Below are 15,736 nucleotides of genomic sequence, written 5' to 3'. Positions count from 1 at the left end.
TTTCGGCCAAATCCTTATGTTTTACTTATCCACACAACACCGCAGCGCGCGCCGGGTCGAGGCTGATTAATCCGGCCAGTAAACTTTCCATTTCACCCTGAAGGCGGGGTTTATCGGCGTCCGCGCGGCTGGCTTTGATGCGCAGCAGTTTCAGGCGACGGGCTTTGACTTCGAACAGCAGGTCCGGTTCCCACTGCGTGAGTGTTAGCCGGGCTCCGTTGCCATCCAGTTCACCGAGAAGATGCAGCGCCATGTCGTTCTTGCCGTACTGTTCGGCGACGCGTGCCATCAGCAGGCGGATCAGCCACTGGTGGCGTGGCGTGCGGGTGCCGGGGCGGTTTTGCAGCCAACCGAGCGCGGCTTCGACACCGTCGCTGTCTGCCTGCGCCAGTGCTTCCGGTTCAAGCTGCAGGATGTCGTCATCGCCGGAACCGGCCGTGCTGGCAGAGGCGGCGGAGTCGTTGCTCCACTCAGATGACATCGTGACCTGCTGGGTGATCCAGTTCATCGTCACTTCATCGGCAAACGGCGTGCCGTCACTGAACGCCAGCCCTTCAAGGCCCGGTAGTCGGGTCAGTAAACCACTCAGATCCTGCTCAATAATGCCCGCCCAGCTTTCATACGGTGCGCCCGCTCTGGTCAGCGCCTGATGGACATACCACTGCAGATCCAGCCACAGATGGTTGACACCTTGCGCAAACAGGCTGTCGGTTTGTTCGAGCAGTTCCAGCCAGCTTTGTTGCAGGTACAGACGTTTGAGCAGGGCGCGGTGTTCGGGTTTCGGCGGCATCAGGCGGGTACGTCCGTCGGCAGCCAGCGGCGGCAGTTCATGCAGTGTATCCAGCCGGATGCTTTTCATCAGATGATTGCCGGAGAGCCAGCCGTCCGGCTGGTCGCGCAGGAATTTTGCCAGCAGCTTGCCCTGATCGAGCAAATCGCGTCCGGAGGCGACCGGTTTTAGCGCCGGAGAATCCGCTGACGTGTTGCCTGCCGGACTGCCTGAGGCCGCGCTGTTTTGCGGGACAACGGCGTCAAAGCCGCCGGACTGCGCGAGGCGGTTTTCCAGCGCCGTGTAGAGTGCACCCAACTGTGGTCTGGAGGCGGTTTCCCAGGTGCTTAACCCCTGTTCGATGAGCGCCAGTGCACCGACGATGCGGGCAAAATCAACGCGGTTAACCTCCGGGAACAGTGACAGACTGTCCAGAACGCGTGAACCCGCAAGCCATTCCAGTGCCGTTCTCCGGCTGTTTGCACGCTGCGGATGCAGGGATTCACCAAAACGGGTAATCAGCCCGGCCAGCAGGGAAAGTGCGTCCGCCAGCCCGGCTTCGCCGTCGCGGTGAAGCCGGGCCCAGATGTAATAAGTGGCAACGCGCACATCTTTGCAGTGTGCTGTAAGCAGTTTTTCGGCCAGCTCACAGGTCAGTGTGGTATCCGCGCCGGAGAGCTTATTGACCTCTTCGCGCATCTGCTGGAAGTCATCATTGTAGCCGGGGTCTTCGCCGGCCGGCATTTCTGAGGTGACCGGCCTAAGCCAGTTCTCCCAAAGGGCGGTCTGCTGTTCTGCCTGCTCGGGCAGTGACTCCGGGTTTGCAGAACAGGCGCTTTGTAAGGTGATTAATGTGGACATTACTGTTCCTCAGCAAGGGCGTCGGGGTCGAAAGGTTTTTCAGCCGGTGCGAGCGTTACCGCCTTTACCTGAAAAATTTGTGCGGGCAGCGTGAAGTTGCGCAGCTTCAGCAAGGCCAGCGGGCCTTCTCCGGCTTCGGTGCGCAGGGTGTAATTGAGCGGCCTGCCGTCGGGCGCTTTCCAGGTGATATTGAAGCTGCTGTTAACGCCCGGATACGGCGTTACGGTGGCTTTATCAAGCAGGCGGATTAGCCCCCACGCACCCGGCATATCGGCATACTGGCGCGTACCGGCCTGCGTGCTTATCCAGCTCAGGCTGGCTCCCGGCGCTTCGGTGTCGTGCGGCCAGGTGAAACGCTTCCAGGCAGGCAGCTGGTTGTAATAGCTGAGTTTCTGACTGTCGACAATCAGGTCGGTCTGCATCACGTCTTTGGCGGTTCCCGGACGCAGTTCGAAGCTGATACCCGCCTCACCGTTGGCAAACACCACGTCAGAGAGCATGCTCAGCTGGTCCACGGCCTTGAGGAATGCCGGGCTGAAGGTCAGCCCCTGCGCATTGATGCTGTCCGGCACCCAGTGGCTGCCTTCTTTATGCAGCACGCCGTTCAGGCGGGTTTGCAGGAAGCGGGCGATTCGGCCGCTGTCGCTGTTGAGGTAACGCGCCATCAGCGGCAGGGAGACTTCGCTGCTGGTGTCTTTGAGCGGATAGCGTCCGCCGAAGGTGCTGTTCCAGTCATCGACAATCGCGGCCTGCCACTGGGCGTTCAGGCTTTCGGCGGCCGGCGTTAACACCTGCTGCCACGCCTGTTCCATCGGTTGGACAAACACCGTCTGCCCGAACCCGCTCCATTCCTGCCCGAGGCTGGCGGCCACCAGACTGCCGTAATCACGGGTTTCAGTCAGGTCCACCGCTTTCCCCTGAAACACGGTTTGTGCCAGCGTCTGGGTCATGGCCTGCGGATCGGCGGCGTTCACCACCTGCTGCAGCTTGAGGCGAACCTGCGTGACACGGGTCAGGAAGGTCTGCAGGCTGAGGCTGGTCTGCCCGCCGCCTTTGTTATCCATCAGAGCCAGTACCGGGCCGAAGGTCGCGTCCAGCGGCCCTTTAGCGCCTGCCTGCTGGTCGATGGCCGGTTGTTCATCGCGGTTTAACAGATTTTTGGCGGATTTCACCAGCGAGTCAGACAGCGCTTCGCCAGTCTGCCCGGTTTTGCCCTGAATGCTCAGGGTATTCATCAGCGCCACGAGCGGCGACTGACGCACGTCGGCCATCAGCGTGAGCTGGTCGATGGCATCGGATAGCGTCTGCGCCTGCTGCCAGCGCAGGCTGTTGAGGAACTCCAGCCAGCTACCGGAGAAGTCCGCAAAGTAACGTTCTTTCAGGCGGGCCTGCAGCGCCTCCGGGGAGTCCTGCTGCCCGGCGGTGGTTTTGATGTCGCTGAGCACCCAGTCCATCTCTTCACGGCGTCCGCTGACGACTTTTTCAATGGCCGGTTTAACCGATTCTTCCCAGGCTTTGCGGGTGAACATGCCCGGCACCACGGCATCTGTGGTAAAGATGCGGCTCGCGTCGGTATCGCCGGTCATGTCCGCCAGACGAAGGTCTGCGTACTGATTGGCCACCTGTCGCAGCATTTTCTGGTAAAGCGAAGACTCGCTGTTGCGCGCGCCCATCTGGCGGACCAGCAGGGTGCGCACCTGGCTGACCAGGCGGTCATCCGTGGTCAGACGCCACTGAGGGTGCGCAGCGAGATTGCGGGCATAAAAGGCTAACAATGCAGGGCCATCACCTTGCCAGACGCCGTCCGGCACGCCAGCGTGCTGCGGCCAGTCGGTCAGTAACGTATGACTGAACCAGGTGAAGTCCATCTTCTCCGGGCGCGCCAGCATCAGGTACATTTTCATCTGGTCGTAAGCGGGTCTGATGAGCTTGTCGCGGTTCGGGTCATCAGGCGCAAGCTGCACCAGCGCTTCGAGCTGAGACTCAAGGTGCTGAGACGCGGCGTCACGCAGCAGCGGCAGTGCGCTGGCACCGTAATGCGGCCAGAGGGCAGCGAGCAGCGGGTCGTTCTGGCTCAGGCCAAAACGGGTGTACCACGGTGCGCCATCAATTTGGCGATATTGCAATTTATCCAGCGTGTGCTGTAACGCCAGCTGCGCCTGCAGGCGCGCCGGTAAAGGCTGTTTGTCGTTTGCCGCGAGCTCAACCTGTGACTGTGCATCCTTAACGGCGTCGCGGTTAACCAGAAAGGCCATCACCGAACCCGCGCCCCACAACATCATCGCACCGGTCGTAATCAGGGCGAACAATCTGCGCCAGGCAAAACCGAGCTTCTTCGCCGCAAGCCCGGCAGGCAGTGCGGTCAGAGAACCCAGCAAAACATCCCAGCGGTTATCTTTGCCCCAGTGATGTTTCACGGTGCGTTTGGCCTCCACCGAGGCCGGGCTGAACATCACGCCCGCCAGCGGGGAAGGGCGGTAAGGATTCAGCAGCGTGCCCAGCGGCCCGGCGACCGACTCCGGTGTACGTGCCAGCTGGTCAGCCAGTTGCAGTAAAAACTGATGCCCGGTGTCAGCACTCACCTGCTGTGTGCCTTGCTCTATCAGCACCGGCACCAGACCGCTGAGCTGTTCACTAAGCTCATCCGCGCGGCAACCCGCCGGCAGCAAACAGCCGACAGACTGGGTAATGCGGTCAGCTTTTACACCTTCGGCGATGTGCAGCGACCAGACATACAGCGGCAGCCGCCAGCCCAGGAGGGTGTAACGCGCGGTAAACGCCTGCGCGACGCTGTCCATCATGTCGGTGGAAAGCGCTGGCCGCGCATCTTTCTGGCCGGGTAACGCGGTTTTCGCGAGGGCAGACGTCACCCAGACCACGCCATCCAGCGGGCGGCGGCGCAGTTTACGCAGCGCGCCCAGCCATGCGGCATCCGCCTGTGCGCCTAAATCGCCACCCCAGAGTAAAACGGTGCCCGCATCTTCCTGCCAGTTTTGTCCGGTCAGGCCGGGCGCAAGCTGCTCCACATCCGCCGCGCTGCCGGTGAGCAGCAAAATGCGGACTTTACGGAACCAGAAGCGGCCATAGGTCTGGCGCAAGGCCTGGCGGATTTCAGCAACCGTGATGTGACGCGGCGGCGTTTGTGCGAGGCGGTTTTCACTGTCCGGCAGAATATTTTGTTTTTTCTCTTCTTTGCGGTGCATGACCTGACGGGCCAGACGCGCCAGTGAAGGGCCAAAGCGCAAAGCGGCACCCAGCACACAGACCAGCAGGAAGGCGACGACCTTTTTGCTGGTTGTATCGAGCCCGATCATTTCGCCGTGACGCCAGATCGCCCAGCCAATAAGGCTGAGTATCGCCAGTAGCAGAACCGTCAGCCCGCCAACACGCCAGATCCTACTTAACGCGCTCATCCCCACTCCCTGATGTGATGGTATAGACAAAATTTTCTGCTCCTGTTGTGGATAACGCTAACCATGATTGTTGCCCGATGCGGACAAAATCAGCCCCCAGCGCAAGGGTGAGCCAGGGGGAATAAGGCCCCTGAATACCGCAATATGTTTCGACAGTTGTCATGTCTTCTGCCTGCCACTTCGTGCCCAGTGCATTACCGGTACCAAGCAGCCTGGCTGTGGATTCTTTCCATTTTTGATGGTCAGCAAGAACACCGGCAGTACGAATCGCATGCGTTTGCGTCGTCAGAAACAGTGTCAGATCTTCATCAAAATGATCCATATCGAGAGGCATAGGACGCAGCAGCCGGACAGAATGTGGTAATGAATACTTACTCGCCACGTCATCGCTGGTAAACATCAGTGCGCCCAGTCCATCGGAATAAGCCTTGTCGCCATGTAACTGCATGACCAGAACCAGATGAACAAAAGACTCCGGCTGTCTGAGGCGTTCATCGAGAGTACTAAAGGAAAGCTGGTCAGTAAGATTGAGTGAAGCTGGCCCCGGTTGCCCCGGGAACACTTCCTGCCAGGTTTTATTAAACCGGGCCAGTAAATCTTGCCGGGTTCTTTCCGGTTCATCGCTGAGTAAAGTGACCTGAAGAGGTAATTCAATGGGCAGCCCCGATATTGCCTCCTGCACACTCGTCAACAGAACGGACAGGGGAGATTTGTCTTCGAGATAATCAATGCGGCGAACGAGTCGCGGGAACTGCTCGAGGCCGGTGGCATTTTGCTGCAACAGCGCGGCTGAAATATGGTCTGGCAATAACAGGCAACTTGCCGATATCGCGATATAGCGCTCTGCCCATGCAGTCCACTGCTGCTGAGCATGTTCAGCTTCCTGCGTAAAAAACTGAAAGCGTTCCAGTTCACGTCCGTAGAGATAGCCGCGCATGCAGAAAATCAGTATCCAGAGGACCACGGGGATCAGCGAAAATAACCAGATGTTCACTGCATTGAGGACACTCAGCGTTCCGGAAGCGTGTAAAACGAAGAACAACACACCAGCGATGACTGCCAGTACGCCACTGAGCAACCAGCTTCCGGAAGAAGGGGGAGCGGGTTGCTCAGGCGTAAAGGGTTTTTGACGTTCCCAGCCCATGACTTATCCTATTGCGCAATCCGGCGCGCTTGAAATGACCTGACAACCGCACTGACACCGGCAGCCATCGACTACAACGGCTTTACCATCAGATGCCCAGTCAGGAGAACCTTCCACAATTTGGTTAGTGCCGTGTCCGGGAACAGGGCAACTGATTTTGTCGCCAACAAGTGCGACAGTTTTTCCGTTCACGACCATAGTTGACGATGCAGAAATAACAGCGCCACCGTGCGTGGTTTTATCGCCGAGTAATACAAAGCCTTTTGGCATAAAATATTTCCTTCTAAATGTCCATTCCTTAATAATTAATATGAGATTACACCCATGAATAGTTCTAATTATTAATCACACAACGGAAAACATAGCTTGGCGCAATACCATCCTCTTCGTATTTACTACCTTCCAGCACCGGAACAGGTAGTGCTGACTGGCGGAAAATAGTTAATGCATATTGCACATCACCACCAACGTTGCCACGCCGAACTTTCTTTTTCCCAGTACTCGGTCCTTGCGGATTTTTTAACGCAGAGTGCGAGTAATAGTCTGCTTCATACCAGTCATTTGCCCACTCTGCACCACTTAATCCCATATCATATAATCCCAGCGGATTTGGAGGATATTTACCTATTGGGTAGACAGGCAAATACAACCCCTCAGTGTATTCACTCAACTCATCATCACCTGGAACATTTTTCCCTTCAGTAAACTCACCATTATCTGTTGCATAAGGCGAATACTGCCCTCGTGAGCGGGCGGCATATTCCCACTGTGCCTCAGTAGGCAAATCCACTTTTTCCCCCAACTGTTTACCCATCCATAAGCAATAATCTTTTGCCATCTGCCAGGGAACACTGACCGATACATTATCTTTTAATAATGAGGGGTGCCCTGCCCCAAGTCCTAATGGTAATTTACTCTTGCCTGATATTTTTATATATTCATTAAAATCTTTATTAGTGACTTTATATTTGCTTATCATAAAATCGTCTAATATTACCTCATGCAATTTTTTATCATCATGGTTAATGCTTAATGGCAGTTTATCTCCTATCAGAGGGCCAAAGTCCCCCATTAAAACTCACCGCCTTTTACCAGAACCATATTATCCAGTGAGTGCTTAACAAGTTCCTGTGCCTGCTGCTTATTTTCGGTTGACTGGCTGTTATCACAACCTGCAAGCAAGAGAGGAGAAATCAAAAAGAGGATTATATATTTATTATTCATGAACCACTCTCAGACTAATTATTCACTACACAACGGAAAACATAGCTTGGGGTAATACCATCTTCTTCATACTTGCTTCCATCTAGCACCGGGAAAGGAAGTGAGGACTGACGAAACATAGTCAATGCGGATTGATAATCACCACCTGCATAACCTCGAAGTACTTTTTTCTTCCCAGATTGAGGACCAGTAGGATTTTTTTGCGGGGAGTAGGTATAATAATCTGCAGCATACCAATCATATATCCATTCTTTTCCGCTCAATCCCATGTCATATAACCCTAAAGGATTGGGTGGGTATTTCCCAATAGGATAATAAGGTAACCCCAGCCCCCCCGTCATTTGTTCTTTCTCTTCATAAGTAGGGATGTTCATACCTTTTTCCAACTTACCATTGTTGGTAGCATAAGGGAAATACTCTCCTCTGGATCGTGCTGCATATTCCCATTGAGCTTCTGTTGGTAAATCAATCTTTTTCCCTGACATCTTGCCTAACCACAAACAATAGTCTTTAGCTTGCTGCCAGTTAACATAGACAGAATAATTAATCTTTTGTAATGAGCGGGAATTTTTAGCCAATATATATAATGGTAGTTTTCTAATTCCAGTCACACTTAAATAATCATTATAATCAACATTGGTCACTTTGTATTTTGATATTGAGAAATCACTTAATATAACTCTATGCAGTACTTTGTCATCTTGTTGAATACTAAAAGGTAGTTTCTCTCCAACTAATGGTCCAAAATCCCCCATTAAAAACTCACCACCTTTAACCAGAACCATATTGTTCAGTGAGTGCTTAACAAGTTCCTGTGCCTGCTGCTTATTTTCGGTTGACTGACTATTATCGCAACCTGGCAGAAAAGTTGATACAACTGATAACAATAAAACAACTTTATATTTCATGACATCGTTCCTGATTTATCTATTACATTCAGTTATTACTCAGTCATAAACTAAAATAGAGATCAGTTATTCACTACACAGCGAAAGACATAACCAGGAGGTATACCATTTTTTTCATAAGTTCTACCCTTTGAAACAGGAACAGGTAACGCTGACTGTCTGAACATAGTTAAAGCATATTGCATATCACCACCAATATTGCCACGTCGAACTTTCTTTTCACCTGTATCAGGGCCCTGGGGGTTTTTTACTGGTGAGTGGGCGTAATAGTCTTTTGAATACCAGTCATTAGTCCATTCTGCTCCACTTAATCCCATATCATACAACCCTAATGGATTTGGTGGGTATTTTCCGATCGGATAAATAGGTAAAGATAATCCATCGCTCCCAATATCTATTTCTTCATAGGTAGGGATGTTCAAACCTCTAATAATAGTTCCGTTGTTAGTTGCATAAGGAAGATATTTCCCCCGAGAGCGAGCTGCAAATTCCCACTGTGCCTCTGTCGGTAAATCTATCTTTTTTCCTGACACTTTAGCCAGCCATAAGCAATAATCTTTGGCCATCTTCCAGGGTATATTAACAGAGATATTTCCGTCTAATAATTTAGAGTGCTGCCTATACAGAGCACTGATGGATATTTTTTCACCTCCGGCTAATTTTACATAGTTATTATAATCTTCATTAGTGACTTTGTATTTACTCATCATAAAATCATCTAATATAACTTTGTGCAATGTCTTATCATCGCTGTTAATACTAAATGGAATTTTCTCTCCAACAAGAGGACCAAAGTCCCCCATCAAAAACTCACCACCTTTTACCAGAACCATATTATCCAGTGAACGTTTAACGACCTTCTGAGACTGTTGCTTATTTTCAGCCGACTGGTTGTTATCACAACCGACTAAAAAAATCGATAGAACTGATAGTAAAAAAGTAAATTTGTATTTCATAGTGTCTACCTCAATTATGCCATTCGAGTTTTATTATCTTCCATTATATCATTAGAGTGCTGACTATCGATCATCGCTAAATATTCATCCATTAATTTTTCAGAGATTGGTACGAAAGGCGCGTCAGGGTCAACCTGACTGGGTAAACTTTCGTATAACCATGCGAGTTTTTCACCGTAGTTGGTTGATGTTAAATACTTCACCTCTCCATAGGATAAAAAATCTACTAGAATTTTTTCATTAGTAGTTTTATCTCCTTTTCTTTCCCCTGGCGTTTTACTTAAATGCTGCATAATATTATTATAATCAGCCTTGCTTTGTACCCACTTCAACGCCTTGAATATAGCCTGCTTACGTAACTTCATTGGGCCACTCTTCCAGTAATTAAAGGTGAGTGGGTTAAGATTTTGATTGCGTGGATCAATTGAATCAACCCAACTAATATCCATTAACTGGGCAATAATTGCACCTTTTGTCTCTGGTGGGGAATATTTTAACTGGTTGGGGTTGTCCCGTATGCTATTCATTAAAGCGACTCGTTTATTCTCCTTCTCCAAATCATTTGCCAGCTGATCCAAAATGCTATCAACACTATCCAACATCGCCTCAGCAGCCTGCATTCCTTGAGCAGCCATTATAAGCGGTATTGCACATAACGCTTTAAATGAACCGGACTCCATCATTTCCTCTAGCTTTTGATAATCAACATTTCTCAGCATATACATAAAGCTTTTCATAAATGCAGCAAAGGTCCCGCCATCCACTTCAAAACCTGCACTCCCTTTTGCGCCAACCCCCCAACAAAAAGCGGCTTTGCAATAGATACGAAAACGCCCCTGAATATAGGTTACGTAAAAGACTCCACTTCCCCCGGCACCAGCCTGGACAGTGACACCCATTTCCAGTTTTGCTATTTCAGCGAATTTTTTCTCTTTAGGGACAATGGCACTCTTGTCGTCATGCTTTATGTTTTTCGCTTCTGTAGAACTGGCGTCATCTGGGTGAGGATCAAACCATTCTATAGCACCACTGATGTTTCCCCCGGCTTGTATACCAACGAATGCCCCAATCTCTCCCCCAGCCTGCGCTTCCGGAATTTTGGGATTCACCAGATTAACCCGTCGTTGCCCCGGCGGTGGAGGTGGCGGTAATGTAGTTGAACGCCCACGAATACCATACCCTTTCCCCATTTCACCACTCCAGTCCATTTCCACGCCAAGTTCAATACCAAGGCTTGCCCCCACACTTCCGGACAGGACTGTTTTAATTGCAAACCGCAAAGCACCCATATTACAGATACCGTCCGGAGTTTCTGGTGTCACTTTGCCGGGGAACAATAAACTGATGCCAAGACGATCGGGTAGGTACAACGAGGCCTCTGCCTTTGCCTCTCCTAGCGCAAAGCTGGCATGCCCCTCTACTTTTCCTTTAACCTTGCCTTGCAACGGGTTGAATTCGCCTTCCAGACCCGCTCCCTGGCTATAACGCATTAGCTGAGCCTGCGCACTGATATCAACATATTGATGGTAGACGGACTCATCACCTTTCCCACCGTCTTTCGGCCAGGAGAGAGATTTATTCATCTCTTTTGCCCAGTTTGTCAAAATAACATTACTGTCTTCAATTAAATCAAGTTTTACTTTTTTCTCGGTATCTTTTAATTGTTCTTTCAGTACCTGAGTATCTATTTTGGCTTTGCGAACTGTTCGCGTAACATTATTACCCTCTGCATCCTGCGTGGTAATATTTTTGTTTTCATACTTAATAAAACTGGCTTCACCACTTTTTTTATCTACTTCGCTTAGCTGATATCTTCGCCAGTGGCTACTTATTCTGTCTGAACGAACATAGGTGCTTTTAAATCCAGTCACTGAATTCTTTTTTAGCGGTATAAGTTCCATTATTCCAATGGCGGTATCTTTCATTTTATCATCCAGAAGTTCACCTTCTGGAGAATTTTTAGTTAAAGACATTAGCTCATTACGCAATGCCTGATTTGCTGTATTCAGGGCATCATAAGCTTTTTGGATTTTATCTTGTCCTTTTCTTTCTGGTTGACGCCCGGCCTGACTTATAGCTTCGAAATTAATATCATCAAGGTTTTTCTGGGCTTGCTTCAACTTCTCCAGTAAACCAGCCATTAAGTCATGTTCTTGTTCCAACACCTTACTACCCGATGCATCGACACAAAGTAATGTGGCGCTTCCGGGATGGAAATAAACTTCTGGGGCATATTTACCTTTTACCACAGTTCCTTTACTTTCCTGGGCTGTTTTACTTTCCTGTTCACCGCTAGCCATGCTTATCTCCTATTTTACAGGTCTGTTAAAGTAACTCGATTTTCAGGTCGTCGGGTAGTGAGGTATAAACATCAATTGTTTTTCCTTCTGAATCGGTTCTGCCTTCGAAACTCTTACCTTCACCTGTTGTTATCCGATAGAGGGCATTGGGCATGATTTTCCCATCATCTTCACTACGAGCAATGAAATTCTCAGCGTATCCCTTTGGTAATTCAGGTTTTGCAACATCATAATCCGCTGGACCCATTTTTTGCACATTTGTAGACTTAAGCAAAATATTACCCGGGCAGCCTAACTCTATATTTCCACCGCTGAGTTTGATGTATGCCCCTGCGCAATTCACCAACAACTCTGTTGCTGCTGTGATTTCGACACGGCCTTCAACGCTCGTAACCGTTATATCTTTTTTAGCAAGCGCTTCGATGTTGTCGTCCTGCGCCTGGATTTCTACTTTCCCTTTTGCTGCAAACAACTTCATGCCCGTCTTACGCGCCAGCATGCTGATGGCGTCACCGGCGGCAACGGTAAAACGCTTCATTGCGCTGATGTCAGTGTTTTGCTGCGACATGATACCTACGCTGGCACTTCCCGATGCCAGGCGAACGGCCTGTGGGCTGCTGATACTGATGCCTTGAGGTGCATTCAGAACCATTCCCGGTTGGACCAGTTCTTTGAGGGCCGCGGTCAATGCCTGCTGACTTTGCGTATCGGATGGTAACGCCAGAGCACCTTCGGCCGCTGCAGATAAGCTTTTTGCAATACTCAGCGCACTCTCCAGTTGAGTAATCGCGTCCTTCATCCCCAGCATCATTCCGCTGGCAGATGACTGCGTATCCGCAGTAATAAACACACCCGCTCCGCCGCGAATGGTCACCCATTTATCGGTGCGAAGTTCAGCACCTTCACCACGTTTTTCACGGGCAGCGTTCACATTGTGCCCTAAATTCAGCTGCGTTTTGCCGCCGTATTCGGTGCTGAGTTTGATGTGCTCTTCGCCGCGCTTGTCTTCCATCCGCAGTTTGTTATTCGCCGGTGTGCGGATCACGTTGCGGGTATTATTCTTTTCGGTCACGTGATCCACATGACGCGAGTCGTGCAGGGCGTGAGCGATGTAAGGCCTGTCCGGGTCGCCGTCGTGGAAGGCGATCGCGACTTCTGTGCCCTGAATCAGCGGGAAGTGAATGCCGTAAACGTCGCCGCCGTACGGCTTCGCGAGGCGCACCGGCATGCTTTCCTGACCCTGCGTTTTATCGTCCTGGTCAGCATCGAATTTCACGCGATACAAACCGGACGCGTCCTGCCAGGCGTAGATATCGTTGGCTTTTGCGCTGGTGACGCGTGCCATCATGGTGCCGCTGACTTTCGGACGCGGTTTAAGTGCAGGACGCCAGCAGAGGGTTTCGCTAAAGGGAATAGCCATCCACTGTGCGACGAATGCCTCTTTCCGGCTGGCACTGACGTTGATGCCCGTAATCACCACGCCATTTGCCGCGGCGGCGGGCAATGTCGGCACAAGGGCGAGTTCAGTGATCGTTAAAACCTGGCCGGGGCTGAGGTTGGCATCGTTTGCCATGCCCATGATACGCGCCTGCTTTGACAAGAATCGCTCGTGGTCAAGGCGGGCGTGAAAGTTGGCGGTTTCTACCGCTGGGTCGCTTTTAGCACCGGTATCCAGATTCCGGGGCTTGTAGTGATAGACTTCACCATAGGTTACGCCGTCACCGTCACCGCTCGTCACATCGGCTCTGGCCGACTGCAAAACTTTCTGGGCTTCACGGTAGTTGTAGTCTTTGGCGGTGACGCTGGCCTCAACCACGTTGTGCAGCACATTCAGATCCCATACCGACTCAACGCCGCTGTCGCTCATCCCGGACGGGTGGCTCAGCGGCAGGGTCTTACCAAACGCGTAGGCGCTTTGCTTATCGGCAAAGTGGACGACTTCAGTTTGCGTATCGGCCTGCAGGCTGAAGAAATAGAAGATCCCGACTTCGGAAAGCAGGCGCTGGATAAATGCCAGATCGCTCTCCTTGTACTGGTTTATCTGTTCGCGTTTTGGGTAGTTCTGTTTAAGTGCAAACTCATATTCCCAGCCCTTAAAGCCATGTTCTTCCAGGATCTGCGTCACGACATCCTGCACGGATTTATTGACGAAGAAACGGTGCGTGCGGAACTGTTTATCCAGCAGGGCGAGGGAAGGTTCCAGCGTTAACCGGTATTTTGCCTCGTCGGCTGAGCTTGAAATCCGGCTAAAATCGGTAACTACGCCGTGAACCACTTTCTGATCAACCAGGCCTTGCAGCGATCCGGTTCCCATGGTCAGGCTGGCGGATTTGAGCAGGAACTGAGTTGCATCCAGATCTTTATCGGCACTGGTGAAAATAACAGTGTAGCGATACGTCGTGCTCAACCCCTCATTGCCACTGAACTCTTCCACATCTAAGGCGGAAGAGCAGGAAGGGATGTCAAGTCGATAGCGGTTTAGCGTTGTTTTGGCAATATTGGAAAGTGTATCAATCAGACTCATGCTTCTTACTCCATGTAATTCTTCAGTGCCTGTGAGGTTTACCGCTGGCAGGCAGCAAGCGGGGTGTCCAACGCGTAGCGGCAATATGGCAGAGAAATCTCCCTTTCTGTCGGTGTCACGTTATAAACATGCCCGTGATTCACTTCCAGAGTGACAACAAAATTTCTAGGCTTACCTTCATGTTTCGCTGAGGTTAATAAGTATTCGACAATAAATTGTCCTTTATCCGGGAAGCGATAAAACGAAGGTGGAATACATAATTTTCCGTCAGTGACATTGAAACATACACTTTCGTCCTGCTGACTGACCTGTGCAGTTTCATCAGGTCGCATCCTGTCACCGGGACCGGGGCAGCCTGTTAATACTGGCAAGCTTAATAACAGCAATAAACCAGACCACAAGAAACGATATTCAAATATCTTCACCATGGGAACCCCCGCAGCGCTTCTTTAAACTTTTGCCGCACTGCGGACTCAGTGATATCACCATCAAGAGTGACATCGCCATCATTCCTCAGGCTGAGCCATTGGCGAAATTGGAAAGTGTATCAATCAGGCTCATGATACTTACTCCATGTAATTCTTCAGTGCCTGTAAGGTTTACCGCTGGCAGGCAGCAAGTGGGGTGTCCGACTCGTAGCGGCAATATGGCAGGAAAATCTCTCTTTCTGTCGGCGTCACGTTATAAACATGCCCGTGATTCACTTCCAGAGTGACAACAAAATTTCTAGGCTCACCTTGATGTTTCTCTGAGGTCAATAAGTATTCGACAATAAATTGTCCTTTATCCGGGAAGCGGTAAAACGAAGGCGGAATACATAATTTTCCGTCAGTAACTTTAAGACCAGGAGAAAAATTGAAATTCTTGTTCTTTGATGGAATTTCTCTTGGATTAATACCCATATCTTTTGGTTGATAATCCTGCGGTTCAGCAATTGAAAAACAGACGCTCTCCCCCACAACGCTCACCTGCGCAGTTTCATCGAAACGCATTCTGTCACCGGGCCCCGGGCATCCAGTCAGCATTAACATGGTTGGGAATAAAAATATGGCAGGCACAAAAAATCGATTTTTAGATATATTTACCATGGAAAACCTCGCAGTGCATTGCGGTATTGCTGCCGTATTACTTGCTCAGTAATATCGCCGTCAAGGGTAATATCAGGATATTTGTTGCTCCATAGTCGATGCCAGATATCATAACCACGAGCCTGTAATGTAAAATTGTCTGCAATTATTTGAGCTTGTTGCTCCATGGGATATTCACATAGCAGTCGGCCATCCAGCGTATATCGATAACTCACCAGCCAGCTGATTAAGCCCCTACCAATCACATTCATCCCTTTTTTTCGTTGCCAGACATGGCTCATTTCGTGGATAAACATATGCTGCAAGTTATCTGTTGATGCCGAAAAATCATCTCTATATTCATTACGGAAATAGATCTCCCCGTTTGGGGTCATCGCCGTATGTTCATTCTGCAAATTGAATGGCGGATAACTGTCTCTATGGATCCACACGGTGCCGTATTCGATGGAGGATCCAAAAACCTTTTTCGCCAGCGCGATTTCTCCGGGAGTCAGCAAGCGGATCCCGCCTTCTTTTAATATTTTGTCTGATTCATCTGCCATCTGAAAT

11 protein-coding genes and 1 pseudogene are annotated in these 15,736 nt (G+C 50.5%); all 12 read right to left on the bottom strand.

The window, feature by feature from the left end; all coding sequences use genetic code 11:
• Positions 1-25: 25 nt before the first annotated feature.
• The gene (tssA, locus tag IV433_RS06120) at positions 26-1,630 is read right to left on the bottom strand and encodes a type VI secretion system protein TssA (protein WP_195813461.1); all 1,605 of its coding nucleotides are present in this window, start codon (positions 1,628-1,630) and stop codon (positions 26-28) included.
• Complete coding sequence (locus IV433_RS06115; RefSeq protein WP_195813460.1) at positions 1,630-5,043, bottom strand: ImcF-related family protein; 3,414 nt, start codon at positions 5,041-5,043, stop codon at positions 1,630-1,632. The genes tssA and IV433_RS06115 overlap by 1 nt, the downstream gene beginning before the upstream one ends.
• On the bottom strand, positions 5,027-6,187 hold the full coding sequence (locus IV433_RS06110; RefSeq protein WP_195813459.1) for a type VI secretion protein: 1,161 nt from the start codon (positions 6,185-6,187) through the stop codon (positions 5,027-5,029). Before IV433_RS06110 ends, IV433_RS06115 begins: the two co-directional genes overlap by 17 nt.
• A gap of 3 nt (positions 6,188-6,190) precedes the next feature.
• On the bottom strand, positions 6,191-6,457 hold the full coding sequence (locus IV433_RS06105; protein ID WP_195813458.1) for a PAAR domain-containing protein: 267 nt from the start codon (positions 6,455-6,457) through the stop codon (positions 6,191-6,193).
• 64 nt (positions 6,458-6,521) lie between these two features.
• Positions 6,522-7,411: pseudogene (locus IV433_RS06100) on the bottom strand (formylglycine-generating enzyme family protein).
• A 14-nt stretch (positions 7,412-7,425) separates the two neighbouring features.
• Complete coding sequence (locus IV433_RS06095; RefSeq protein ID WP_195813457.1) at positions 7,426-8,319, bottom strand: formylglycine-generating enzyme family protein; 894 nt, start codon at positions 8,317-8,319, stop codon at positions 7,426-7,428.
• 62 nt (positions 8,320-8,381) lie between these two features.
• The gene (locus IV433_RS06090; protein ID WP_195813456.1) at positions 8,382-9,275 is read right to left on the bottom strand and encodes a formylglycine-generating enzyme family protein; all 894 of its coding nucleotides are present in this window, start codon (positions 9,273-9,275) and stop codon (positions 8,382-8,384) included.
• Positions 9,276-9,289: 14 nt separating this feature from the next.
• Positions 9,290-11,575, bottom strand: a complete 2,286-nt coding sequence (locus IV433_RS26125) for a hypothetical protein (RefSeq protein ID WP_229893231.1) — start codon at positions 11,573-11,575, stop codon at positions 9,290-9,292.
• A 25-nt stretch (positions 11,576-11,600) separates the two neighbouring features.
• Positions 11,601-14,099 (bottom strand): type VI secretion system Vgr family protein, encoded by a 2,499-nt coding sequence (locus IV433_RS06080; protein WP_195813455.1) that lies wholly within the window; start codon positions 14,097-14,099, stop codon positions 11,601-11,603.
• A 38-nt stretch (positions 14,100-14,137) separates the two neighbouring features.
• Positions 14,138-14,527, bottom strand: coding sequence for a hypothetical protein (locus IV433_RS06075; protein WP_195813454.1), 390 nt, complete (start codon positions 14,525-14,527; stop codon positions 14,138-14,140).
• A 171-nt stretch (positions 14,528-14,698) separates the two neighbouring features.
• Complete coding sequence (locus IV433_RS06070) at positions 14,699-15,187, bottom strand: putative T6SS immunity periplasmic lipoprotein (RefSeq protein ID WP_370530244.1); 489 nt, start codon at positions 15,185-15,187, stop codon at positions 14,699-14,701.
• On the bottom strand, positions 15,181-15,729 hold the full coding sequence (locus tag IV433_RS06065) for a type IV secretion protein Rhs (protein WP_195813453.1): 549 nt from the start codon (positions 15,727-15,729) through the stop codon (positions 15,181-15,183). Before IV433_RS06065 ends, IV433_RS06070 begins: the two co-directional genes overlap by 7 nt.
• Positions 15,730-15,736 lie beyond the last annotated feature (7 nt).

This window comes from Rahnella laticis, assembly GCF_015644585.1.
GTDB classification, from domain to species: Bacteria; Pseudomonadota; Gammaproteobacteria; order Enterobacterales; family Enterobacteriaceae; genus Rahnella; species Rahnella laticis.
This window is presented reverse-complemented; position numbering and strand designations above follow the sequence as displayed.